General features: G+C 57.0%; 12 protein-coding genes. 9 read left to right on the forward strand and 3 right to left on the reverse strand.

Features of this window, described 5'->3' with window-relative positions; translation table 11 throughout:
• Positions 1–6: 6 nt before the first annotated feature.
• Entirely contained in the window at positions 7–5274 is a 5268-nt protein-coding gene (locus tag HHJ06_RS04155; protein WP_251841408.1) for an RHS repeat domain-containing protein, read from the forward strand.
• Positions 5275–6333: 1059 nt separating this feature from the next.
• Here the strand turns inward: HHJ06_RS04155 and cimA are convergent.
• The gene (gene cimA, locus HHJ06_RS04160; RefSeq protein ID WP_215427862.1) at positions 6334–7968 is read right to left on the reverse strand and encodes a citramalate synthase; all 1635 of its coding nucleotides are present in this window, start codon (positions 7966–7968) and stop codon (positions 6334–6336) included.
• A gap of 120 nt (positions 7969–8088) precedes the next feature.
• On the opposite strand from cimA, the gene HHJ06_RS04165 reads away from it, so the two are divergent.
• From HHJ06_RS04165 to HHJ06_RS04190, 6 genes are all read left to right on the forward strand, one after another.
• On the forward strand, positions 8089–10233 hold the full coding sequence (locus HHJ06_RS04165) for a M3 family metallopeptidase (protein WP_215427864.1): 2145 nt from the start codon (positions 8089–8091) through the stop codon (positions 10231–10233).
• A gap of 225 nt (positions 10234–10458) precedes the next feature.
• The gene (locus HHJ06_RS04170) at positions 10459–11718 is read left to right on the forward strand and encodes an efflux RND transporter periplasmic adaptor subunit (RefSeq protein ID WP_215427866.1); all 1260 of its coding nucleotides are present in this window, start codon (positions 10459–10461) and stop codon (positions 11716–11718) included.
• A gap of 68 nt (positions 11719–11786) precedes the next feature.
• Complete coding sequence (locus HHJ06_RS04175; RefSeq protein ID WP_215427868.1) at positions 11787–15002, forward strand: efflux RND transporter permease subunit; 3216 nt, start codon at positions 11787–11789, stop codon at positions 15000–15002.
• Positions 15003–15042: 40 nt separating this feature from the next.
• Entirely contained in the window at positions 15043–16476 is a 1434-nt protein-coding gene (locus HHJ06_RS04180) for an efflux transporter outer membrane subunit (RefSeq protein ID WP_215427870.1), read from the forward strand.
• Positions 16477–17156: 680 nt separating this feature from the next.
• Complete coding sequence (locus HHJ06_RS04185) at positions 17157–17930, forward strand: hypothetical protein (protein ID WP_215427872.1); 774 nt, start codon at positions 17157–17159, stop codon at positions 17928–17930.
• Positions 17931–18026: 96 nt separating this feature from the next.
• On the forward strand, positions 18027–21032 hold the full coding sequence (locus tag HHJ06_RS04190) for a GDSL-type esterase/lipase family protein (RefSeq protein WP_215428014.1): 3006 nt from the start codon (positions 18027–18029) through the stop codon (positions 21030–21032).
• Positions 21033–21175: 143 nt separating this feature from the next.
• Here HHJ06_RS04190 and HHJ06_RS04195 read toward each other — a convergent pair whose 3' ends face one another.
• Complete coding sequence (locus HHJ06_RS04195) at positions 21176–21796, reverse strand: hypothetical protein (RefSeq protein WP_215427874.1); 621 nt, start codon at positions 21794–21796, stop codon at positions 21176–21178.
• Positions 21797–21894: 98 nt separating this feature from the next.
• Positions 21895–22434, reverse strand: a complete 540-nt coding sequence (locus HHJ06_RS04200; RefSeq protein ID WP_215427876.1) for a hypothetical protein — start codon at positions 22432–22434, stop codon at positions 21895–21897.
• 216 nt (positions 22435–22650) lie between these two features.
• Between HHJ06_RS04200 and HHJ06_RS11840 the strand changes: the two genes are divergently transcribed.
• The gene (locus HHJ06_RS11840; protein WP_215427878.1) at positions 22651–23094 is read left to right on the forward strand and encodes a PTS sugar transporter subunit IIA; all 444 of its coding nucleotides are present in this window, start codon (positions 22651–22653) and stop codon (positions 23092–23094) included.
• Positions 23091–24881, forward strand: coding sequence for a chloride channel protein (locus HHJ06_RS04210; protein WP_215427880.1), 1791 nt, complete (start codon positions 23091–23093; stop codon positions 24879–24881). The genes HHJ06_RS11840 and HHJ06_RS04210 overlap by 4 nt, the downstream gene beginning before the upstream one ends.
• Positions 24882–25054 lie beyond the last annotated feature (173 nt).

Below are 25054 nucleotides of genomic sequence, written 5' to 3' on the forward strand. Positions count from 1 at the left end.
CAGGGCATGCTCGAGGTGGACGGGGAAGGTTCGGGAGGCGGCAACACCAACTTTTTTGCCTCCTTCAGCTTCCGCTCCCTATCTAAGGGTTGTATTGGGATTCGCTACAAGCATCCCCTGGAGTGGACCGCCTCCTGCAATTCCGCAACCGGACAGATCTCCGTTAAACGGCCCACGGGCAGTTCCATCTCCTTCCAGGTGGTTGGAGGCAGTGCAGAGGCTCCCGTTTCCGGAAATTCCCGCAAGCTTAATTACAGAGTCCGGCTGCTTAACGAAGACAAATCCCCCTGTACCGAGGGGGAACCTACCTATCTGGACATGGTCCAGAGCAACGGACGCATCCTGCGTTTCTCGGCCGCCACCGGAAAGGTCGTCTCTTTAATCTCTTCTTGCGGCGTAGAAACCACGGCGGAGGACTATGCTCAAAAACTCCAGGTCAACCGCCATCCAGCCACCGGAGCCGTGCAAAGCATCTGGTCCCAGTACGAGGGCCTTCTTCAAGCCGTACCGGAAGACGACCGACTTATCCTTCAATGGTATACTCCAGATCAGGTACAGAAGATATCCGGTAGCTTTATTGGAACTGGAACTCCTTATAAAACGATCAGGTATCAGACGAGTGTAGAAAATGGAGTCAACGTGATGCACATCGCCGAGCAGAGGGAAGGCATGCCTATCTTCCATACGGAGCGGAGAGTAGAGGGCAGCCATGTAACCATCATTCAAGGCGAGGGTGACGAGCGACTCATACATACGATAGAAAGAAACTTACTGCCTGACGGGAAGTGGGAAATGATTGAGAATAAACGCAGGATCAATGAGAAAACTCCTTCTTCCTGTACCCGGACGGTCAAGAAGAATACCGAGGGAGGCTGGCTGACCTTGAGCCGGACGGAAGGCTATAATACCCCCAGCCAACAAACAACGCTTTACACCTACAACGACCAGTTCCGGGTGTCTCTGGAACTTAAGCCCGACGGCGGTTATACGCGCTATGAGTATGACGAGCAGGGGCGGGTGACGCTGGAAGCTACTCCTTGGGCGGGAGGAGGTGAAAAGGGAACTCGCACGACATATGCCGACCTGCGCTTTAACGACTTCAGACCCGCCACGGAAACCGAAGTGGTCATTGCCGAAAACGGGGAAGAAACGGAGCTTCTTAAGCGCACCTACACGTATGAAGATACACCGCAAGTCAACCGCACTACGGTGAGAGAAACCGCTTTGGGCTCCGACCAGGTCCATACGCGCGTGGAGGAGACTTATGGGGAAGAAGCCGAATACCCCTATGCCCGGGGGAGAAAGAAACTTCTTCAGGGTATCGCTGGCGTGCAGACCGTCTACAGTTATGAAGCCACTACGGACTACCGGGCCATCCACAAATTAACAACTACCATTCAGGCCAATGGAAGCATCATTCCGGGACAAAGTACTAGAAATGTGCAATACATCGCTGAAAACGGTACGGCCACCAGAAACGAACAGTATGTTCATACCGGGAAAGAATGGTCTCTGGTCTCATCGGAAGACTACGAATATGATGCGGAACTCAACTTGATCAAGGCCACCAAAGGCAACGGCAGAAGCAGCACGACGGAATGGATGTGCTGCGGGCCGTTGAGGGAAACCGACGAAGACGGCATCACAACCAGCTACGGCTACAATTCAGCCAAGCAGCTGGTGGAGACCATCCGCTCAGCTACTGAGACCACTCCAGAAACAATTACTTCCTACAGCTATGATGCGGCGGGAAGGACGATTGCCACGCGCCGCGACGTGGGGCCCATGACTACAGTGGAAAGGACAGAGTATGACGATCATGGAACGGTCGTTTCTTCTACAGACATATTGGGACGTGTGACACGGACCCATTATAGTGAGGATCGGCTCACTACTACTGTGATTACTCCTTCCGGAGCCACTTTGATTACCAGAAAGCACTACGATGGCACTATTCTCTGGCAAGGAGGAACCGGCCAGCGCGAAACGGAGACCCGACTGGAACTAACCGGGGAAGGTATCCTGACCACCACCCTATCCAAAGGGGTAATTCTCTCCCGCTCTTTAACTAATGGTTTCAACCAACCTATACGGAAAGAACAACCAAATAGTCTTGGGAAATTCATCGCTACTAAGAATACTTATAATGACAAAAGACAGCTTACACGTATCCAAATAGATAATATGGCGCCCACCGTTATTACTTACAGTGAGCTTGGAATCCCTTTGAAGCAGGCCACTCTTCTAGACGAGCTTTATCCAGATGATCCTACTAAAAATCAAATCTCGAAAAGTATCACATACTATCGAGCTGGCGAAGACGGTATTTATCAAATAGAGACATCTACTAATCACAATGAACAAGGACTGCCCCTTATTCAACACATAGAAAATATGGTTTCGCAGCTAAGTCCCATTTTGGAAGAGAAAACGATCGCGACGGATATCTACGGACAACGGAGCATCCACTGGACGGAATACACTACTGCTACCCAACGCACACAATTTAGCAGCATACCCACTTCCAGTGTAGTAGCCGAAACTCGCATCATTGACGGATTCACCGTTAGTCAAACCAGCCACGCAGGCATTCATTCTTCACAGAACCGGTCCTACACTTCCGCGGGCATGATTCTAAAACAGACCGACTCCAGAGGCAATATCACGACGATTGAAACCGACCTTGCCGGACGTCCCGTCAAAAGTACGGACGCAGCCGGCAATCTGACGGCCACCAGGTACCAGCCTTGCTGCGATGCCGTGGCCCGCATCACCGATGCCCGGGGAGGTACTGCCTGCTATTCCTACGACGTACGCGGCAGAAAAACTGCCGCGTACGGCACTGCCATCCAGCCGGCCTGTTTCACTTACGACGAAGCCGATCATATGGTAACGTTGACTACCTTCCGAGTAGACGAAGGCGACATTACCACCGATCCTTCCGGCCGTACCGACGGGGATACCACCACCTGGCTCTATGACGAAGCTACGGGGTTGGAATTGAACAAGACCTATGCCGACGGGTCCTGTATCTCCAAAACCTACGACGGCCTCAACCGTCTAGAGACGCTGACCAAGGCGAGAGGGGTCGTTACCACCTACGCCTATGCTCCTCTCACCGGGGAACTCGTCTCCGTCTATCATAATGATGCTACTGCTGGATGGGAGTTTACTTATAACCACCTGGGACAAATAACCTCCATCCGGGACGCCTCTGGATTAAAGGAACTTTCTTATGACAATTACGGCCGCATGACCCAAGAGACTTCCTTTGGGACAGTAGAGAGCTGCCTCCAGGAAGAATACGATGCCATGGGACGTTCGGAAGGCTATCGCCTGATGCTCGGAACCCAAACCATCCAGTACTCCCATCTTGACTATGACTCCAAAGGTGCCATCATCGGGATGAATCTGGAAGGCCTGGAGTCTCCTTTCACGTGGCAGTATGATCCAACCAGCGGCTTTCTTAACCATCTTACTTACCCCAACGGCATGGTCCGCCAAAACACCTATCATCCCGAACTAAATCTCGTGACCGCCATCGGTTACAAGAAGGGAGCAGATGGTGAATTAGCGGCCTTCCATGAGTACAACTATGATGGTCTGATGCGCCCCACCCAACGACAGGACTCTTGGGATAAAGACTTACTGGCAACAATTCGAGATTTTACCTACAATGACCGCAGCGAGCTGGTCAAAGACCGTACCAGCAGAGGAGGAAGCTTTATATACTCCTACGACAACATCGGCAACCGTAAAACTGCCCGTGAACTGCAAAAAGAAATCTCCTACAGAGTCAATCCTCTTAATCAATACACAAACATCATTAACTCCCCTCTCAACTCTTCCTCCTCCACTCCGGAACAACAATTTTTTGACCCCGTCTATGATGCCGACGGCAATCAGATCACGATCAAAACTTCAACGGGAATCTGGAATGTTTCTTACGACGCCCATGATCGTCCTGTCCGGTTTACCAGTAAAGATGGACGTACCATTATTGCCTGCGATTATGACTATATGGGACGTCGTTTCAGCAAAAAAGTGACTATCAACGGAAGTACCGTCAGCCACCTTTATTACCTATACCGTGACTACCTGCAAATAGCCCAGCTGGGTCTAATGCACTCCCAGCCCATGTTGGAAAAGAGCTATCTGTGGGATCCCACCGAACCAACAGCCACGCGCATATTGATGACGCAATGGAAGAATGCAGCAAAACAAGACGAGCATCTCTACTTCATGCATGATGTGCTCAAGAATGTCACTTCTATCTTTGGAGATGATGCAGAGAGAAGAGGCCGCTATGAGTATGCACCCTTTGGAGACACTCTGACAGCTCATGGGAAAATAGCTCAAAATAATAAATTCCGTTTCTCTTGTGAGTATATGGACGAAGAAATGGGTCTAATTTATTATAATTACCGCCATCTCAACCCACTCGATGGAAGATGGATTAGCCGTGATCCACTTACAGAAGAAGCAGGTGAAAATTTGTTTGTTTTTGTTAAAAATAATGGAATTAAAAACCAAGATTATCTTGGCCGTGATTTACAGTGGTGGATAGATGGCACCAAACACAATGCCAATTTAGTATGGCAGGGAACTAAGCGTACAGCAACACTGACTGTTGAAAAAGTTAAAAAAATAGACAGAGAATACAAGGTGGTCAATAGAGCAACAGGGGTATTACAAGTAGTTGGAGGAGGATTTGAAGCAACTGCAGGAGCAATTGGCATTTTTACCCCCGAACCTGTAACAACAGCTGGAGGAGTAGTTCTGTTTGTCCATGGGAGTGATGTGGCAAGTACAGGTATTCGTGTGATTATTACCGGCGAATTTGATTCGACAATGACTTATAAAGCCATAGTTCAAGGCGCTGAATCTGTAGGAGTTCCAACGGAAGCGGCAAATAGCATTGCTGCTGGTGCAGAAGTAGCTTTAGGAGCTAAGGCTTTTACTACGCCGGCGACAAAATGTTGCCCAAAAGTATTAGTTGAATCTACTGAGATTGAAGTGACAACAGTCTCACGATGGGGATCGGATCTAACCCCAAATTCATGGGTAATGGAAGGCACTCCAACCGTATGGAATTATATGTGGTCCGGAAAATGGCAGCCAGGTTTGAAAAATCTATTTGCACCTGTATGGAACGTAAGAAGCTATGTGGTTCCTAAAAGCTCTCTTTCATGTCCTACTGGTAAAGGACTTGATGGATTCTTCAAACGGCTTCTTCCTGCTAAACAAAGAATTTACACCCCTCCAAAAAACTAATGTTAACTATGATTTACAATATAATATATCAATCATTATTTTGGTTTCTAATTCTCATAGGGACTTTAGTTATCATTTATAATTGGATTATTTTTATCAAAAGATATATCTTAAGAAAGACTAATGCATCATGGATTCCTCTGGTAGGAGGTGTGAGCATCTGCATAGCATTTTCCCTGCCGGCTTATAAAAGTCTTAATGACATCGCGGGAATTCCTTTAATTTTGGACTATGGATGCTCATGGGGGTTTATTCATACATTTATTTTTTATATTTACCTGGCTGTGAAGGGCGTATTTAAAATGTTGATGAAAAAACTACGTTAAAATAGTTCGGAATTATATAGAATAATCTTGTAACGTCGTTTTTCTTTTCTGCCGATGGTATTTGAATGACAGCTACAGAAGAATGTTGGTCGGAGCAAGATTAAAGTAAATAATTCTGAAATAGTTTTATGGCGAATAAGAATATATCTAAGCAGATAAAGAACCTTAAAATGAACGACAGGTTAGTAAACCTTATATATGTTTATCCAGTTTCAAGAGCTGTTCAATATGACAGTATTCTTTTGCAAGTATGGAGCAACCACTCCAGAAGGCTTGGTTAGCTTAGAGCGATGTTGTTTGAGGATGTCTTATGCATGGAGGGCAGGTCTTTCCAACTCTTAAGGCCGTTTATGGCATTCATAGAACTGAATGAATGAATCCTCAATTCCCTGCATCCTCGGCTGATGTTGGTGAAGTATTCGGCCGGTTGAGTACCTAAACGCGCCAGTGCAGGAGGCTGTTCATCGCTTTCATTTGATTCTTTCTATGATATTTATTGGATAAGAAGATGTAACTATATGTCTAGAAATAACATATTATCTTCCATAACGGAAACAATAGAAAACAATGTAATTACTTCTTTCTAATAACCTTTTCACTCTTTTCCATGGGAGAAATTCTTACCTCGTTTATGGAAAAGAGACAGCCTCCTTAATACGGAAAATCTTTCAAAGAATTTATCCAAGCACCAATATCAAAACGGCTTTCAGCTCCCTGGAGGACGCGCCGTCCATCAGCATTCCGCGCGCCATCTGGCCTGCTCCGTCTTGTAGAGCTTGTACGTGACGGCGTCCGCCAGGGCTTCCAGGCTGGCCTCAATGATGTTGTAGGAGACGCCCACCGTAGTCCAGGTAGCGACGCCGTCCGAGGATTCAATGAGAACGCGGACATTGGAGCCGGTACCGTTTTCTTCCGCCGCGTCCGGAATGTTCGTCCGGGTGGGGGAGAGCACGCGCACCTTGTAGTCGATCAGGTGCATTTGCTCCAGTTCCGGGTACCAGCGCGTCAGGGCGCGGCGCAAGGCGCGGTCCAGCGCATGCACGGGGCCGAAGCCGCCGGCGGCGGTATGTTCCACGTTGCCGTGGACGTCCAGCTTGAGGGAGGCTTCCACCATCATGTCCGGGTCCATTTCATGGCGGGAGGTAAGAACCACGGTGCGCAGGATGTTGAAGTACGGCTTCAGGGCGCTGTCCGGCATGTGCCGCAGGAAGAGCAGTTCCGCGCTGGCCGGAGCGGCCACATAGTCGTACCCCAGCGCGGCGTTCTTTTTCACGGCGGCGGAAAGCACGTCCAGAACAGGGTCTCCCTTTTCCAGCTCAAATCCCAGGGTGCGGGACAGGGAAAGGATGTTGCTTTTGCCACCCTGCTCCGTCATCAGCACGCGCTGAGCGTTCCCCACGAGGGAGGGGTCAATGTGCTCGTACAGGGCGGCGTCCTTCATGATGGCGCTCACGTGCACGCCCCCCTTGTGGGCGAAGGCGGCGTTCCCCACAAAGGGCTGCCGGCGGAAGGGAGCCAGGTTGGAGACTTCCGAAACGAACGCGGCGGTGGATTTGAGCCGCGTCAGCGAGGCGTCGCTGAGGCAGGAAAAGCCTTCCATCTTCACCTGAAGGTTGGGAATGACGGAGCACAGGTTGGCGTTTCCGCAGCGCTCCCCGATGCCGTTCACAGTCCCCTGCACCTGAATGGCCCCGTTTCTGACGGCGGCCAGGCTGTTGGCGACAGCCAGTTCACAGTCATTGTGGGCGTGGATGCCCAGGGAGGCCTGCGGCAGGCGTTCACGGACCGTCCGGATGATGGCGCCGATTTCCTCCGGCATGGCGCCTCCGTTGGTATCACACAGGACCAGGCAGTCCGCCCCGTGCTCATGGGCGGCGCGGAGCACGGCCAGGGCGTATTCCGGGTCTCGCTTAAAACCGTCAAAAAAGTGCTCCGCATCAAAAAAGGCTTCTTCCAGATTCTTTTTAAGGTAGGAGATGGAATTGCCGATGATTTCCAGATTCCGCTCCCGGGAGATGCCCAGCGCCACTTCCACATGGCGGGGGCAGGATTTGCCGAAGATGGCGGCCACCCGGGCGCCGCTGGAAACCAGGGCGTTCAGCGTGGGGTCCGTCTCCGGAGTGTGGGCGGGATGGTGCGTGCTGCCGAAGGCGGCCAGCTTCGCGTTCCTGAGTTCCACGTCCTTCATGGCCTTGAAAAATTCCGTCTCCACCGGGTTGGCGCCGGGCCACCCCCCCTCAATGTAGTCCATACCCAGATAATCCAGCTGCCGGGCAATGCGGACCTTGTCCGTCGCGCTCAGATTGACGTCTTCACTCTGTGCGCCGTCGCGCAGCGTGGTGTCGTAGAGAAAGATTTTGGTGGACATCGCCTTTGTTCATACATGCAAATACGGTTCCATTCAAGACCGGGGCCCGGTTTTTTCCCTGATGCAGACACGAAAAGCATGAAGCTTGAAGGAGTGCGGCGCTTCCGTTAGGATACCCCCATGCGGTCTCTGCGGCATTATTTTTTCCCCCTGATTCTTTTTCTTTCCTGTTCCCTGCCCTTTCCGGCGTCTTCCTCCGGCCATCCTTTTCTGGACAATTCCCGCCCCATCCGCTGGAGCCTTCTGACGCCCGACCGCCTGGAACCGGATATCCGGGAAGCCATGCGCCTCACGCAAGCCGCCGTGGACCGGATCAGCCGCCTCCAGCCGGAAGAGATGACTTATGATAATACCTTCCGGGCGCTGGAAGACAGCAATGCCCCCCTGCTGGAAGGCATGCGCAAGGCTTACGTCCTGAAAAGCCTGTGCGACAGCGCGGAACTCCGCAAGGCCATGGATTCCGCCGCTCCCCGCGTCTCCGCCTTCCTTTCCTCCATCACCAAGAACCAGGCCCTGTGGAACGTCCTGAAAACCGCGGAATCCCGGCTGCGGACGGCTAACCTGGACCTTGAACAGAAACGGTACATGGAGCTCACCATGCAAAGCTTCCGGGACAACGGGGCAGACCTTCCCCCGGACCGGCGCGCCCGGCTTGAAGCCATTGACCGGGAACTTGCCCTCGCTACCCAGCGTTTCAACAACCTGTACATGGATGCGCGGAAAGCGTGGTCATGGACGGTGCAGGACGCCTCCCTGCTGGAAGGGATAGACCGGACAGCTCTTCAACAGGCGCAGGATGAGTTCAAAAAACGGAATCCCGGCCACTCCGGCCCGGGCTGGACCTTTACCCTGGATTCCGCGGCCGCGGCCCGCGTGATGGAGAAGGCGAGCTGTGAGGAATGCCGGAAGGAGCTGTGGGAGCATTTCCAGACCGTCGCCACGGGGGCCTGTGACACGGAGCCGGTCATCCGCGATATTCTTGCCCTGCGCGCTGAAAAGGCGCATTTGTGCGGGTATGGAACGTATCCGGCTTACGCCCTGCGGGAGAGCATGGCGGGGAACGGAGAGAACGCCATGAAGTTCGTGAATGAGCTGCTGGACAAGGTAAAAGCCCCCTTTTTCCGTGAAATGGAAACCCTGCGCCGCCTGAAGGCCCGTCTTACGGAACAGGAAAACGCCCGCCTGAATCCCTGGGACGTGGCGTATTACGCCAGTCTTCAGGCAAAGGAGCAGTTCCGGCTGGACCCGGAAGAACTGCGCCGTTACTTCCCCCTCCCCCGTGTCATGAAAGGCCTGTTTTCCCTGGCAGAACAGTTGTACGGCATCCGGGTGGCGGAGGTTCCCGCCGGGAAGGGCGCCGGAGCCGTGGAGCTCTGGAATCCGGACGTCCGTTTCTTCACCATAGATGATGAAAAGGGCAACCGCCTGGGGTCTTTTTACCTGGACCTTTTTTCCCGCAGCAGCAAAAGGGCCGGAGCATGGATGAACGCCCTGGATACGGGGAGCCCGGCCACGCGGGAGAACCCGGGCAAGCCCCGACTGGGCATGGTCTGCCTCAATATCCAGCCGCCTGCGGGAGACGCCGCACCGCTTCTTTCCCATCAGGAAGCCAGGATTTTGTTCCATGAATTCGGCCATTTGCTCCACCTGATGTTCACCAGGGTTTCCATCCCCTCCCTGGCCGGCACCAGCGTGCCGAGGGATTTTGTGGAAGTCCCCTCCCAGTTCATGGAAAACTGGTGCTGGCATCCGGACGTGCTGAAAAGCTTCGCGCGCCATGAGAAAACGGGGCTCCCCATTCCGGAGGATATGTTGCGCGCCCTGGATGCTTCCCGCGGCAACACGCCCGCCATCACCCTGGCGGGACAGCTCCTGTACGCTAAAACGGACCTGGCCGTGCATCTGGAGCCGGAACGCTTCGCCGCCGGCCCCCTTGACGGCGTGGACGCCGCCGTAGCCGGAGATATGGATTATTTCAAGGATTTCAAACGTACCGGCAAGCTGCGCACGGCCCGTCATTTGTTTTCCTCTCCCGCGGGCTATGCCTCCTTTTACTTTGCGTACCGCTGGGCGGAAGTGCTGGACAAGGACATTTTTGAAGCCTTTGAACGCGCGGGAGGACCGGACCGGGAGACCGCAGGAAAATTCCGGAAAGCCATTCTGGAGAAAGGATATACGGTCCCGCCCATGCAGCAGTTCACCGAGTTCATGGGCAGGAAACCGTCCATGGACGCCATGCTCCGCAAAAGGCGGCTGTCCTCCTGACCGCAGGCGTGCAGACGCCCGGAAAGCGGCTGCCGCGGCAGGCACATTCCGCAGTCAACATATTATACATTTGTTCAATTAAATTATCCGTTCAATATGCACATGTTACGGATATTTCACGAATAGCAGAACACATCTTTGCGTTGACTTTATGAGAAAAAGAAGCAAAATTCGCCTGCTCTGCCGCATCTTCCGGCACCAGTTGCAACCAACCGCATTTCATTTATGTACAACAAGCCTTTGACGATTGCCGCCACAACCCTGCTCCTGTGCTCTCCGGTGATGATTTTAACGTCCTGTGAAGGAAAAAAGGACGCCGCAGGCCAGATGCCGTCGCTCGTTCCCGAAGTGCAGGTAACCAAGCTGGTGACCAAGGATGTTCCCATCAGGCAGGAATGGGTGGGTACCCTGCGCGGCACGGAAGATGCTGAAATCCGCTCCCAGGTGACCGGATACCTTCTTTCCAAGGATTACAAGGACGGCGCCTACGTCAAGAAAGGCCAGGTACTTTTCCAGATTGACCCCCGCCCGTTCCAGGCAACGCTGGACCAGGCCCAGGGGCGCCTGGAACAATATGAAGCCACGCTGAAGAAGTACAAGCTGGACGTGGACCGCTACACGCCGCTGGTGAAGACCGGTTCCGTCAGCCGCAAGCAGCTGGACGACGCCCTGCAGCAGGTCCAGGAGACGGAAGCCGCCATAGCCACGGCAAAGGCCCAGGTGGATGAAGCGAAAATCAATCTTAAATTCACCACCATCACGGCCCCCATTTCCGGCCTGGCGGGCCTGGCTACCCCTTCCATCGGCAACCTGCTGACGCCCTCCAGCCCCAACCCGCTGACCACCATTTCCGCCATTGACCCCATCCGCGTGGACTTCTCCGTGAGTGAACAGGATTTCCTGAACTCCATGGACAGCAACCTGACCAAGCAGAAGCACCTCAAGTTTGACGTGATCCTGGCCAACGGGACGGAATTCCCCATGCAGGGCGAGCCCGTAGCCATTGACAGAAATGTGGACGCCCAGACCGGCACGATCAACATCGTGGGCCACATCCCCAACCCGAACCTGACGCTGCGGCCCGGCATGTTCGTCCGCGTCCGCGCCACGGTGAAGACGCTGGAAAACGCCACGCTGGTGCCCCCGCGCGCCATCCTGGCCGCCCAGAGCGCCAAGTTCATCATTTACCTGGATGACAAGAACATCCCCCACATGCAGGTGGTGAACCTCGGCCCCGTCGTCGACGGCATGCAGGTGGTCAACATCGTTCCCATGCCGCACTCCACCTTCACGAAGGACAGCCCCATCGTGGTGGAAGGAATCATGCAGGCGGCCAAGGTCCAGGGACAGGAGCCCGTGAAGCCCCTGCCCTACAAGCCCGTGGTTTCCCAGCCCGTTCTTCCTTCCGTGGGCGCCCAGTCCTTTGAGAAGGCCAAGACGCCTGAAGGCATGAAGCATGACGAAGCCCAGCCGGCCGCCAAATAACCACCCCTTTCCGGGGAAGTCCCGTACCCCTTCCCCGCCTTTCCCGCGCACTTTCATGATTTAACACCATGTCCAGCTTCTTCATCAAACACCCGACCATCGCCATCGTCATCTCGATCGTGATGATCCTGCTCGGCGGCCTGGCCCTGATGGGGCTCCCCGTGGAGCAGTACCCGAACATCGTTCCGCCCACCATCAAGATGCAGGCGACCTATCCGGGCGCCAATGCGGAGACGGTGGCCAATTCCGTGGCTTCCCCCATTGAACAGTCCATTTCCGGCGTCATCGGGATGGACTACATGACCTCCACCAATGCCAACAACGGCATCTGCTCCCTGAGCATCGTCTTTGAAGTGGGCACGGACCCCAACATGGACCAGACGCTGGCCTACATGCGCTACGGGCAGGCCACCGCGCAGATTCCCGCGGAAGTGTCCCAGATGGGCATCACCATCACCCAGTCCACCGGCAGCCCGCTGGCCGTGATCAACCTGTTTTCTCCGGACGACAGCCTGAACGCCATCTTCCTGAGCAACTACGCGTACGTGAGCCTGGTGGACCCCGTGAAACGCGTTCCCGGCGTGGGTGACGTGCAGGTGTTCGGCGCAGGACGCTACGCCATGCGCATCTGGCTGGACACCACGAAGATGGCCGCGCAGAACATCTCCGTGGGAGAAGTCCAGTCCGCCATCCGGGCGCAGAACACCGTGATTCCCGGCGGCCAGATCGGCGCGGAGCCGGCCCCTCCCGGAACGGAATTCACGTACAGCATCCAGACCAAGGGGCGCCTCCAGACGGCGGAAGAATTCGGAAACATCATCATCCGCGCGGACGGGAACAAGCTCCTTTACCTGAAAGACATCGCCAAGGTGGAACTGGGTTCCCAGACCTACAACGTATCCAGTAAGTACAACGGCAGGGATTCCGGCGCCATCGCCGTGTACGCCGCCCCCGGCTCCAACGCCATCAATACGGTGGACGCCCTGGTCAGGCTTTTTGAAGACCGCGCCCGCAGCTTCCCCGCCGGGATGGAATACAACCTGACGCTGGACACCACGCTGGCCGTGCGCGCTTCCATTGAGGAAATCGAGCACACGCTGGTGGAAGCCCTGCTGCTGGTGGTGCTGGTGGTATTCGTCTTCCTCCAGGGCTGGCGCGCCACGCTGATTCCGGCCATTGCCGTGCCGGTCTCCATCATCGCCACCTTTGCGCTGTTCCCGCTTCTGGGCTTCACCCTGAACACCATCTGTCTGATGGGCATGGTGCTGGCCATCGGCCTGGTGGTGGATGACGCCATTGTGGTGGTGGAAGCCGTGGAATCCCACATGGAACGCGGGCTGACTCCACGCCAGGCGGCCTTCGCCGCCATGGAGGAAGTGTCCGGCCCCGTCATCGCCATTGCCCTGGTGCTGGCGGCGGTGTTCCTCCCCTCCCTGCTCCTGCCGGGCATTACGGGCACGCTGTTCCAGCAGTTCGCCGTCACCATTGCCATTTCCATGCTGATCTCCGCGTTCAACGCGCTGACGCTTTCCCCGGCCCTCTCCGCCATCCTGCTGAAGCCCAAGGACCCAAACAAGAGAGGCCCGCTGAAATTCTTCTACCGCATTTTCAACCGCGGTTATGACGCCACGGCCAGCGGGTACACCAAGGTGTGCCACTTCCTGACCCGCAAGCTCATCATCTCCATTCCGCTCCTGGCCCTGATCGCGTACGCCATCCTGCCCGTAGCCAAGCAAATCCCCAACGGCTTCCTGCCGGACGAAGACCAGGGCTACCTGTTCGCGGCCCTCATCATGCCGGAAGCCCGCTCCCTGCAGTTGACGACGGCCGCCTCGGACAAGGTCTCCGACCTCATCCGCCAGAATCCGAACGTGAAAGACGTGATCGCCATCTCCGGGTTCAGCCTGCTGACCGGGGTGCAGAGCACGAACAACGCCTTCTTCTTCGTCATGCTCAAGCCATGGGAGGAACGCCCCAATCCGGACCAGAGCGCCAAGGCGGTCACCGCCCAGCTCAACGGGCTGCTGAGCACCAAGGTTTCCGAAGGCATCACCATGTGCTTCCAGCCCCCGGCCATCGCAGGGGTGGGTTCCGCCAACGGCGTCACCTTCATGCTGGAAGACCGCGACGGCAAGGGCACGGAATACCTGGCTGAACAGACGGACATCTTTGTCAAGGAAGCAAGCAAGCTCCCGATCTTCGACCCGCAGAAAAACGGCGGCGTGCGCAGCGTGATGTCCTTCGCCGTGGAACAGAAGGACGTGCGGCTGGATGAAGAAAAGTGCGCCACGCTGGGCGTCAGCATCAGTGAAGCCAACAACCTGCTCCAGGCCTACATGGGCTCCCTGTTCATCAACTACATCACCCTGTACGGCCAGCAATGGCAGGTGTACATCCAGGCGCAGGGCAGCGACCGCACCGGAACGGACATGCTCAAGAACTTCTATGTGAAGAACGACTCGGGCAGCTCCGTCCCCCTCTCCACCCTCGTGAAGATCACGGACATCAAGGGGCCGGAATTCCTGCTGCGCCAGAACCTGTACAATTCCTCCAAGCTGATGGTCACCCCGGCCCAGGGCTACTCCAACTCCCAGGCTATGGAGGCGCTGGAACAGACCTTTGAAGCCAGCATGCCCACAGACATGGGCTACAGCTATGCGGACATGAGCTATCAGGAACAGAAGATTCAGAACGGCATCGGCATCGTGCAGATCTTCATGCTCTCCTCCATCTTCGTCTTCCTGATCCTGGCTGCCCTGTATGAACGGTGGTCCCTGCCGCTCAGCATCTTCATGACGGTGCCCATTGCGGCGCTGGGGGCGTTCCTGGGCCTGTACTGGTTCGGTTATGAACTGAACCTGTACGCGCAGATCGGCCTGGTGATGCTCATCGGCCTGGCGGCTAAAAACGCCATTCTGATCGTAGAATTCGCCGTCATTGAAATGGAACGCGGCAAGACGCTGATGGAAGCCACGCTTTCCGCGGCAAGAATCCGCCTGCGTCCCATCCTGATGACCTCCTTCGCCTTCATCCTGGGGTGCGTTCCGCTGGCTCTGGCCTCCGGCTCCGGCGCCTACTCCCGCAATATCATCGGGATTGTGGTGATTGCCGGGATGACGATGGCGACGGTCGTGGGCGTGTTCCTGATTCCCTGTTCCTTCTACTTCATCATGAAACTCTTCCGCGTCCGCATCGCCCGGAAGACCGTGGAAACGGAGGATCCGGATGAAATCATTGCCCGCAAGCACCTGTTCCATGAGGCCCACGAATCCCTGAAAGGATAAAACAGCCCTGAAACCATTTAAAAACAGACAAAACGCCATTATGCGACCGAATCAATACATCACGCGCGCCATTCTGCTGGGGACGGCCATCACGGCTTCCTCCTGCATGATGGGCCCCGACTTCAAGCCGGTGGACATGCCCATGCCCACGGCGTTCAGAGGAGCCCCCGCGGCTACGGAGTCCATTGCGGACCTGCCCTGGTGGAAAGTCTTCAAGAATAAGGACCTTCAGGACCTCCTGACAGATACCTACAATAATAACCGCGACCTGAAGGCCACCATGGCCCGTGTGGAAAAGGCCCGCCAGTACATCACCATCACGGAAGCCCCGCTCTTCCCGTGGGCTGATTATTCCGGCACCCTGAGCAAGGGGGCCAACTACACCAACGGCAACATCATCCAGACCGGCGGCAATACCCTGACGCCCGGCACGATTGACGGCGGCATCTCCTGGGAACTGGACATCTGGGGCAGGACGCGCCGGATGACGGAAGCGGCCCGTGCGGATTACCTGGCTTCCGAAGAAGGCCAGCGCGCGCTCATGCTCTCCCTGCTCCGCCAGGTGGCGGATTCCTACCTCCAGCTTCTCCAATTGGACGAGCAGCTTGCCATCGTGCAAAAATCCGTGGAGTCCTATTCCGAATCCCTCCGGCTGTTTGACGAACAGCTTGAAGGCCAGGTGGGAGACAGGCTCCAGGTGGCCTCCGCCAAGGCGGCGCTCTCCTCCTCCCAGGCCCAGATTCCCGCCATCCAAGCCCAGATCGCCAATCTGGAAAACACCGTTTCCGTGCTGGCCGGGCGTACTCCCGGCCATATCCGCCGTTCCGGCAGCCTTCGGGACATTGCCTATAACATCCAGGTTCCCGCCGGCATTCCCGCCTACATCCTGTCCAGAAGGCCGGACGTGCGCCAGAAGGAATACCAGTTGCGTGCGGCCAATGCGGAAGTGGGCGTAGCCATTGCCAACTACTTCCCGACCATCTCCCTGACGGCGGCGGGCGGCCTCGCCTCCGCCGACCTGAGCCACGTGCAGGGACGCCGCGGCGGCTGGGGCCTGGGAGCCAACCTGACCGGCCCTCTCTTCCAGGCGGGCAAGCTGACGGCCTCCGAGAAAGCGGCCAAGGCCGAATTCCTGGCAGCCAGCAACGACTATGAACAGACGGTGCTGAACGCCCTGGCGGAAGTCTCCAGCACGCTGATCCAGCGGGCCAAGCTCCGCGTAATCACGTCCACCCAGTCCGAAGCCGTGGAAGCCTACCATACGGCCGTGACGCTCTCCTTTGAACGCTACCGCACGGGCCTTTCCAACTACATTGAAGTGCTGTACGCCCAGCAGAACCTGTATCCCGCACAGATTCAGCTTTCCCAGTACTACTATCAGCACGCCAGCACGCTGGTTTCCCTGTACACGGCCCTGGGCGGCGGCTGGAACATGAGCCACAAGGCTATCATGGACGGCCCGCCCAAGCGATAAAAAACACGGCTCCCTTCAAATCGGGAGTTTCCTTGAGTGTTTTTTTCATTCCCCGGCAAGTACAACTTGCCGGGGAATTTGCTTTCCGTGCAGCGGAAAACGGAAGACCTTCAATCCGCCCCCCCTCCCTGCACGCTTTCCCTGTGCCGGCGGAAGGGATTCATGAGGCTGGAACGGAAAGCTCAACGGGTTATCCTCTTACCTGCGCCGCCTCATGATCCGGAAGGCATGGAATCTCTCCCGGCTTCCCTTTTATGCCCGGGTTCCGGAGAGCGGAAGCAATTTGGGAATGGTTCAAATCAAATTCGTTCACCATCAACATGCCGGTAGAAAATTCCGCTGTGTTTTTCAGGAATTAATAATCTCTGGTTTTTCTATTCCATCATTACCAACAAGCCGATGCTGCTCCTGCTTTTACGACTGATTTTCAACGTCCTGCCGGATTCCTAATCCGCCAACAATTAAAAATATTAACGTTGAATGCATTGTTTATCATAAAATATTGATTTTCATCAGGATTTCAAGGAACTGGTCTTTTCATCACCATCCCTTTCAGCATGATTCTCTGGCCTTTATCCATGCTTGTACGGGGTGGAGGTACAAACGGATTAGGAATCCGATAAAAAAACGGACGTTCTCTTGCGCGAGAATATTTCCCTAACCTTGCTACAGCAATCAATATGAAGACCAAATACCTGTCCCTCCTGCTCGCCGTGCTGGGAGGCAGTCTGTCCTTCGGCGCTTCCATCAATGACCTGGATCCAGTTTATTCAAAGGATTACACCATCTATGACGGAAGCAATGGAGATACGCTGAATGTTTCCTCTCCCGCCACGGTGCCCGTGCATACCGGCAGCGGCGCCACCCCGTGGACGATGGCGCTGACTGTTTCCAACCTGTCCGTCACTCCGGGAACGGATACAGGCCTGCTGTTTACCTATAACACCACCTCCAATTACAAGAATCTGGAAGGAATAGGCTTTCGGCTCACAGACTCCGGAGACCTCACCCTGTGCGCGGGAGGCTTTAACTACAATGGGGGGACTGCTGCTTCCTCCCCCTGGAAAACGCAGACGCTTTCCGGTTATTCCCCTGACCAGCCCCTTACCCTGTTCTATACTTACAATGACGGGAATGTCACCATTTCCGCCATGCTGGGCAATGATACCTCCACGCTGGCCACCCTTGCCTCCCTCAGCGGCTCCGGCGTCAAATTCGGCAGCGTCTCCATGAACCAGATCAATTTCTCCGCCAAGGACGCTTCCGGAAGCACCTGGAGCGCCCCGGACAGCGTCACGGGGGAATACACTCTGGACAACTTTGACCTGTACCTGGGGGCGTTGACGGAAGACCAGATGAAGGAATACGCCCTGAGCGCCGTTCCGGAACCGGCTGCCGCCTCTCTCGGTATCCTGGGCCTGGGCATGCTGATGATCCGCCGCCGCAGGGCCTAGCCTTTTTCCCCGGCACGGCCATCCCGCTCCATTCAGGGATGGCCGTTTTCATTTACCCTTTTTCAAACACTCGTTTACTATTCTTTATTTGCCTTCATGAAAACCAGGCTCCCCCTCTCCCTGCTCGCCTTCCTGCTGGCGGCCATCCCCTCCGCCACCGGCGCCCCTGCCGGAACGGACCTGGGAAACGTCATGTATGTGGGGGATTCCATCACCCACGGCATGAACGGCGGCTCCTACCGCTGGGCCCTTCACAAGATATTTGCGGACAACGGCATTTCCTGCAACGCGGAAGGCGTGAAAACCGGAAATTATTCCGGAGGGGTTACGCCCGGAACGTCCTATGGAGGGCAGTCCTTCAATAACGAACATTCTTCCCAGGCAAGCGCAAGGGCCTGGGAAATATCCGGCAGGAAAAACGGGAGCAGGTTTGACGGCTCCAACATCTCCAACTGGCTGGGACTTTCAGATACCAAGGCAAACGGTGCAGCCTACCAGGGGCAGACTTTCACGGGAACGGATACTCCGGATACTTTTTTCCTGATGATCGGCACCAACGATCTTCTGTCTGACGGGAACAATGCCACCCTGGGCGACCGCATTGACACCGTTACCCGGGATCTTCTGGGAGACATGGACGCCATCGTGGACACCATGCACGCCGCCAACAGCGATGCGAATGTCATCGTTCTCACCATTCCCTGCTGGACCCAGCATTCCAACGGCAATTCGGACGCCACCCACCAGGCGGTGGAGACTTACAACGCCTCCCTGAAATCCTGGGGGCAGTCCAAACCGGGCGTCACGGTTGTTGACGTCAACAGGGGCCTCATTGACGTGGCCTCCTCCACGCCGTTCTACGGCGTGCAGTCCATGTTCAACAATCCCGCGGCAGACGGACTCCATCCCAACGCCCAGGGAGACCTGCTCATGGCGGGCAACATCGCCAAAGCCCTGGGCTATGCGGGCCGCTCCGCCGGACAACTGCGCCGTGACGCCGGGGAAATGGCCGTCAATTTCCACCAGGGCGGAGGAATGCCCGCATGGTCCGGAGTGCAGGATCTGGCGAATGCGGGGTTTTCCCTCTCCAACGTTGCCGTGGGCGCGGAAGGCATCAGCCTGGGCCAGGCGGGAACAAGCTCCATTTCCCGGACATGGACGGAGGGGACCAGCCTGAAAAACGGCTTTACCTTTGATTTCAATCTGGTTCTGGGCGACGGTGAGGCAAACGGCTGGAACACCACGGACCAGTTCAGCGTAAGCCTGGGGAACGGCTCCTTTTACGGCACGCTCAACATTAATGAGGCTTATATCAAATGGGGGGATGCCATCCTGTATTCCCTGGACATGTCCGCCAATACGGACAACCTGCGCCTGGCGTACGTCACGGGCAATGAACTGGAAGGGCTGAAAGGCGGCTATTATGTCTGGCTGGGTGACATGCTGATCGGGGAGGCGCTTTCCGTCACCTCCGGTTCCGGCTGCAACGGCGTCACCATCCGGTATGACGGCAGCGGCAGCGCCATCCTGAAGGACCTGTCCATGGACGGGACGGGGTCCTATGCTCCCTCTTCCTCCGGCCTGGCCAATGAGGAAAACGCCTTCATCTCCGCCGGAGCGGACAACAGCGGCGCCGGAGGCGCTCCGGAAGGCAATATTACCTGGCCGGAAACGGGTTTCACCCACACCGCCTCCAACCAGAACTGTTCCGGCACCTTCAATGCGCGCGCCGCGGCGGATTCCTCCGCCGGTACCGCCGGAAACTCCGTGGGCGTCACGATCGCCTCCGGAAACGCCACGTATATTTATGCCAACAGCGGCAATTATACGGGAGACGTCCGGCTGACTGTCGCCAACGAGGGACAGGCTTCCTCCTGGTACGCAGCCCATGGAGCCTCCGGCACGCTTAACGGAAACGCCGGCCTGCGCTTCACGGACGCCGCCACGGGCGGGAGCACCGTCTTCGGCGCCGTGAACAGCGCCGGCGTCACGGGAAATGTCTATCTGGAATTCTCCGCGGAAAACGCCGCCTTCGGCACCTTCACCAGTGCGAATGCCTCCTCCGTGGTGGGCTCCTATGCCGCGGACATCAAGGGAAATGTGGATATTGTGGTTAACTCCGGCACCTTCTCCAGCCAGATCATGGGCGGTATCTATGCCAATGCCAAAAACGCCGCCACAACCATTGGCGGAGCCGCCAGCGTTTACATGAACGGAGGAACCGTCAACGGGGACGTGATGGGCGGCGGCCTGACAGGCTCCATTTCCGGCGGATCCAACGCCACCGTTACGGGCGGCATCATCAGCGGCTCCGTTTACGGCGCGGGCAAGGGAGGCGCCATCCTGCAGGGAAGCAATGTGCGCGTTACAGGCGGCACGGTCAGGGGGAACATTTACGCCGGGGGTTCCGGCGGGAGCGTGCAGGGGAATACGTCCGTCACCGTGTCCGGGAATTCCGCCACGCTCCACAACGGGAACGCCTGGGGAAGCATCTCCGGAGGCGGCTCCGGCGGCACGGTTACGGGGAACTCCGTCGTGCGCATCCAGGACCTTTCTTCCGGCACCACCGCGTACGGTTTTGACAAGTATGCCGGCACCATCAGCGGCGGAACGAATGTGAGCGGCACCAGAACCCTGGTGCTGGACCACGTGACTGTGGACCATTTCCGGGCATCCCTGACGGATTTCACGCATGTTTCCGTGGTCAACCATGCCAATACCGCGCTGGATTCCCTGGGCGGAGCTCTCACCGTGACCATTGAGGCCGGAAGCGGCCTGGTCCTGAACGGGGTTTCCGGCCTGACCACGCTCATTCTGGGGGAACATGCCTCCTTCACGCTTCAGGGGCTTACCGCGGACATGGTCATCGTGGACATCACGGGCGCCAGCAATTATGCGCTTTCCCTGACGGAAATTCCCACCAGTCTGGACAACATCAAATTCCTGAATAACGGCGTTCTGCATGATGCGGCCATGTCCACGGACCCCCAGGCCAATTCCGCCATGGTTTTCGCCCAGGTTCCGGAACCGGGCAGCGCCTCCCTGGGTTTGGCCGGGCTGGCCGCCCTGCTGTGGCGGCGGCGCAGAAAAATGTTCCATTAACGGGCCCTTTGTTTTCTTCAGGCCCTGATGGACGAGGGAAGCCTCCGCGGCACAACGCCTGCGGGGGCTTCCTGTTGACAGCCATGGCCGGCATGGGAGGGGGGCATTGCCGCCCTCTCCGGCTCTCCATGAGGCGGGAACCCTCAGGATTCCCGGTTTTTAAACAATTCCAGCGCAAGCTGGGACCAGGTTTCCAGCTTGTCAAACAGGTTCCCGGACAATTCCTCCGGAGCCACAAAGCGGAGATTGGCCAGAGCGGCTTCATTCGCGCGCACCTGGTCCGTATCCAGCTCAAACAGGTGGACGATTCCCAGATGCACGGCGCCCACATCATTGGAATCGTCATTGATCACGCCGAGCACCCGCTGGGTGCAGCCGCCGTCAATGACCAGTTCCTCCCGGATTTCACGCTCCACTCCGGCCAGGTAGGTTGAAACGTCGTCATGGCCGGACTGGCGGTCCACCGGGTTGATATGGCCGCCGATGCCGATGGAGCCCTTGTCATGCAGGCGGGCCTCCCCGCCGGAGCCGCCGCGCGTGTAATGCAGAATGCGGCCCTGGTGGCAGAAAATGGCGTAGGCGATGATCTGCTTGTGGGAAGGGTCGTTTTCCGCCGCTTCCCGGTCCATGAAGGAGGACACTCCCGGCTTCATGAATGCATTCAGATACTTTTCTCCGCCTTCCCGGTGGCCCTGGAAATACCCCGCCTCCTCAAAGGCGGCGCGGGGCACCACCAGAACCTGTTCTCCATGGTAACGTGACATGGAAATACCCTACCCGTTTTGACCCCGCGCTCAATAAAAAAGGCGCGGAAACGGCAAATTTGCGACTGTTCCGGAACAGCCATGAACGGCTTGCCGCCTCAGGAAATATCCCGCACTTCCACGCCGTGGTTCCGGAACCTGCTCAGGATGCTTGCCAGCTCTTCCTTGCTCATGAGCTGAATCGGCAGCCACAGCACCAGCTTTTTTCCAAACAGGAACAGCAGGGCGTGGCGCGTCCTGCACAGGGTGGTGAAGCGGTCATAGGGAATGTTCATGGGCTCAACGCCCTTGCTGGAAAAGGTCAGGTAATCCTCATGAAAAACGTAATCCTTCTCCTGGTGGTACATGGGCACCTTCTTGTTGGCGGCCAGAGCGGCCTTCGCCAGAAAGGGAACGTAGAACCAGGACAGGATGATCGCCATCAGCGCCCCGGCAAGGGAGAGCCACGCAAAGATGGGCAGCGGACGCAGGGAAAAGGAGTACAGCGTCATCAGCACGAAGAAGGCGGTAATGGATAAGTCCAAGGGCTTCTTCCACCTGGGGCGCACCGTATTATACCACATCACCAGCACCTGGGTGGCCAGGCGGTCGGACGGAACGGGTTTGACGAGTTTGATGACCTCTGAATCCTGCATCATGGCGGCAGGGTAGCTTCATTCCCGCGGAAGAGAAAGCCTAAAAAGAGGCCGTTGCACCACGCTTGGGGCAAAACGGCCACGCCTGAAAGGGCCTCCCCCATTTTCCCCGCCCCCAATTCTCCGGGAAAGCGCCCTTCCCCGTCCGCAGACCAGAATTTCCTTGATAATCAGGGTTCCCTTCATAGAATTAAAAGTCAAAAGCCTTTAGCAGATCCGGTGGCAGACAATCTTCAAATTCACGTACGCACGTTCCAGCCCTCAACCACTCAGGAACAGGCTCTGGAAACCTTGACGGATTCCATGGCGGAAGTCCTTGACGAACGCCAGCTAAGGCATATCAAGAATGCCGTCCTCCTGCGCGAGGAAACGCAAACCACCTACCTGGACCACGGGCTGGCTGTCCCCCACGGACGCACCAGCGCCCTGGATTCCATGCAGGTTACCGTGGGCCTCAGCCCGGAAGGCATCCTCTGGCCGGACGACGCCCGCCACGCCCATCTCATCGTCATGCTGGGCGTTCCCACCGCCATGGTGACCGGCTACCTGACCACCATGCAGAAGCTGCTGCGGTGGCATAAAAACGCTCCTCTGGGCCCCAACGGGGAATGGACGGGAGATGAAGCCAGCCTGCTGGCGTCCCTTCAACACGCCCTGCAATGACGGACAAGAAGAACGAGCCTGCGGCAAAAACGCACATCTCCTGGTCATGGCTCCGCATGGCGCTGAGCCTGCGTGAAAAAGTCAAGCTGGGGGACAAGCAGGTCATCTTCATCTGGGCCGTCGTCGTAGGCGCGCTGGGCGCGCTGACGGCCCTTGTCTTTGAATGGGGAGTGGAGCTGGTGCAGGACCTCCTGACGGGCCGCACCAGCTACAAGCAGATCCAGGTCTTTCAGGAAATGGCCCGTGAGGACTGGGCGTGGTGCATCTTCGTCCCGGCGGCGGGCGGCCTGCTGGCCGGCCTTACCCTTCTCTTCACGCACCGCTTTGTCCCGGCCAAGGCCACGGAATACATGGAAGCCGTGGCCCTGGGCAATGGCTACGTCCCCCCCAAGCCCAGCCTGCTGCGCTCCCTGTCCGCCGTTTTCTCCGTAGGCTCCGGCGCCTCCATCGGCCGTGAAGGCCCGCTGGTGCAGGCCGCCGCCGTAGTGGGGTCCGCCCTGGGGCGCTTCTTCCACCTCTCCGCGCCGCGCCTGCGCCTGGTTGTAGCCTGCGCCGCGGCCTCCGGCATGTCCTCCGCCTTCCATACGCCCCTGGCCGGCGGCCTGTTCATCAGTGAAATCGTGCTGGGCGCGCTGACCATTGACTTTCTGGCCCCCCTGCTGGTGGCGAGCTGCGCGGGATACTTTACGATGGGCCTGTTCCATGAACCGGCCCCCATCTACCAGCTCCAGCAGGAAGTTTCCCTGACGGGCAACCAGCATGTGCTCTGGTGCGTCCTGCTGGGCGCGCTGGCCTCCCTGGTAGCCAGTTTCTGGCTCCTGATCCTTAAAAAATCCCGCCAGTACCTGAACGGGAAACGCCAGTGGCTGCCCGTGCGCCTGATGGCCGCAGGAATGCTGGTGGGCGTCATTGCCATTTTCTACCCGGAAATCGTGGGCAACGGCAAAAACATCATCACCTCCCTCATTCATTATGAATTTGACGCCACGCGGGCGGGCATCCTGCTGTTCCTGAAAATATTCACCGTCGCCATCGTCTTTGGCGTAGGTACGGTGGGGGGCGCGCTGACGCCCAGCCTCACCATCGGCAGCGTGTGCGGCTTTCTGTTCAGTACGGCGCTCACCCAGCTCGGCGTGCCGGGGGACCATGCCATCGCCTATTCCCTGGTGGGCATGGCCGCCTTCTTCACCACGGCGGCCAACGCCCCCATCACCTCCCTGGTGCTGGTGGTGGAATTCACCATGGCCGGGCACATGATGTTCCCCCTGATTATCGGCGTTCTGGTCTCCTACGGCATGGCGCGGCTGACGAAGGCCCAGTCCATGTACCATGACTCCCTGGCTTTCGGCCCCAGAAGCACCTTTGACAAGCCCCTGGCCCAGGTGCAGCTTCAGGACGTGGCCCGCAAGGACCCGCCCGTGGTCCACCCCTTGGACAAATTCGGAACCATCGCCTCCATGCTCATTAAAAACCCGGCCCAGCCCATCTTTGTCACCTCCCCCGCGGGCAAGTACCTGGGCAGCGTAGTGGCGGAGGACGTGGCGGCCTTCGCCCGCAACAAGGAGCTGGCCCAGGCCGTCCTGGCCATGGACGTGCTGCGCAGCGACATGCCCACCCTGCCCGCGGACATGCACCTTCCGGAAGCCCTGGGCATCTTCTCCCGCCCCCACTGCGCGGAATCCCTGGCGCTGGTGAACCCGAACAACGACCTCCTCCTGGGCGTCGTCAACAAGACGGACCTTTACCTGGTGCTCTCCGAGATCATGCGGCGGGAGAAACTGCAATAGGAACGGCGTTTTTCCAGGCCACGTCCCCGTTCCGGAAAACTTGCGGGGAGCACTGTACGCCCCTCCGGCGGTATCCCGTCCGGCGCCAGGCGGAGGCAGGCCCTCCCTTCCCGGAAACACGGAGCAGCTTAAAAACGCAATTTTTCCATCCTCTTTTTTTACGATAGGGGTCA

The sequence above is a fragment of the Akkermansia muciniphila genome, from assembly GCF_018709685.1.
GTDB lineage: Bacteria > Verrucomicrobiota > Verrucomicrobiia > Verrucomicrobiales > Akkermansiaceae > Akkermansia > Akkermansia muciniphila_E.

Bases quoted from the DNA above. Each gene is read 5' to 3' on its own strand.
- HHJ06_RS04200 (WP_215427876.1), bottom strand. From the start codon at position 22,434: ATGATGCAGGATTCAGAGGTCATCAAACTCGTCAAACCCGTTCCGTCC.
- HHJ06_RS04185 (WP_215427872.1), top strand. From the start codon at position 17,157: ATGAAGACCAAATACCTGTCCCTCCTGCTCGCCGTGCTGGGAGGCAGT.
- cimA (WP_215427862.1), bottom strand. From the start codon at position 7,968: ATGTCCACCAAAATCTTTCTCTACGACACCACGCTGCGCGACGGCGCA.
- HHJ06_RS04190 (WP_215428014.1), top strand. From the start codon at position 18,027: ATGAAAACCAGGCTCCCCCTCTCCCTGCTCGCCTTCCTGCTGGCGGCC.
- HHJ06_RS04195 (WP_215427874.1), bottom strand. From the start codon at position 21,796: ATGTCACGTTACCATGGAGAACAGGTTCTGGTGGTGCCCCGCGCCGCC.
- HHJ06_RS04155 (WP_251841408.1), top strand. From the start codon at position 7: ATGCTCGAGGTGGACGGGGAAGGTTCGGGAGGCGGCAACACCAACTTT.
- HHJ06_RS04175 (WP_215427868.1), top strand. From the start codon at position 11,787: ATGTCCAGCTTCTTCATCAAACACCCGACCATCGCCATCGTCATCTCG.
- HHJ06_RS04170 (WP_215427866.1), top strand. From the start codon at position 10,459: ATGTACAACAAGCCTTTGACGATTGCCGCCACAACCCTGCTCCTGTGC.
- HHJ06_RS04210 (WP_215427880.1), top strand. From the start codon at position 23,091: ATGACGGACAAGAAGAACGAGCCTGCGGCAAAAACGCACATCTCCTGG.
- HHJ06_RS04165 (WP_215427864.1), top strand. From the start codon at position 8,089: ATGCGGTCTCTGCGGCATTATTTTTTCCCCCTGATTCTTTTTCTTTCC.
- HHJ06_RS04180 (WP_215427870.1), top strand. From the start codon at position 15,043: ATGCGACCGAATCAATACATCACGCGCGCCATTCTGCTGGGGACGGCC.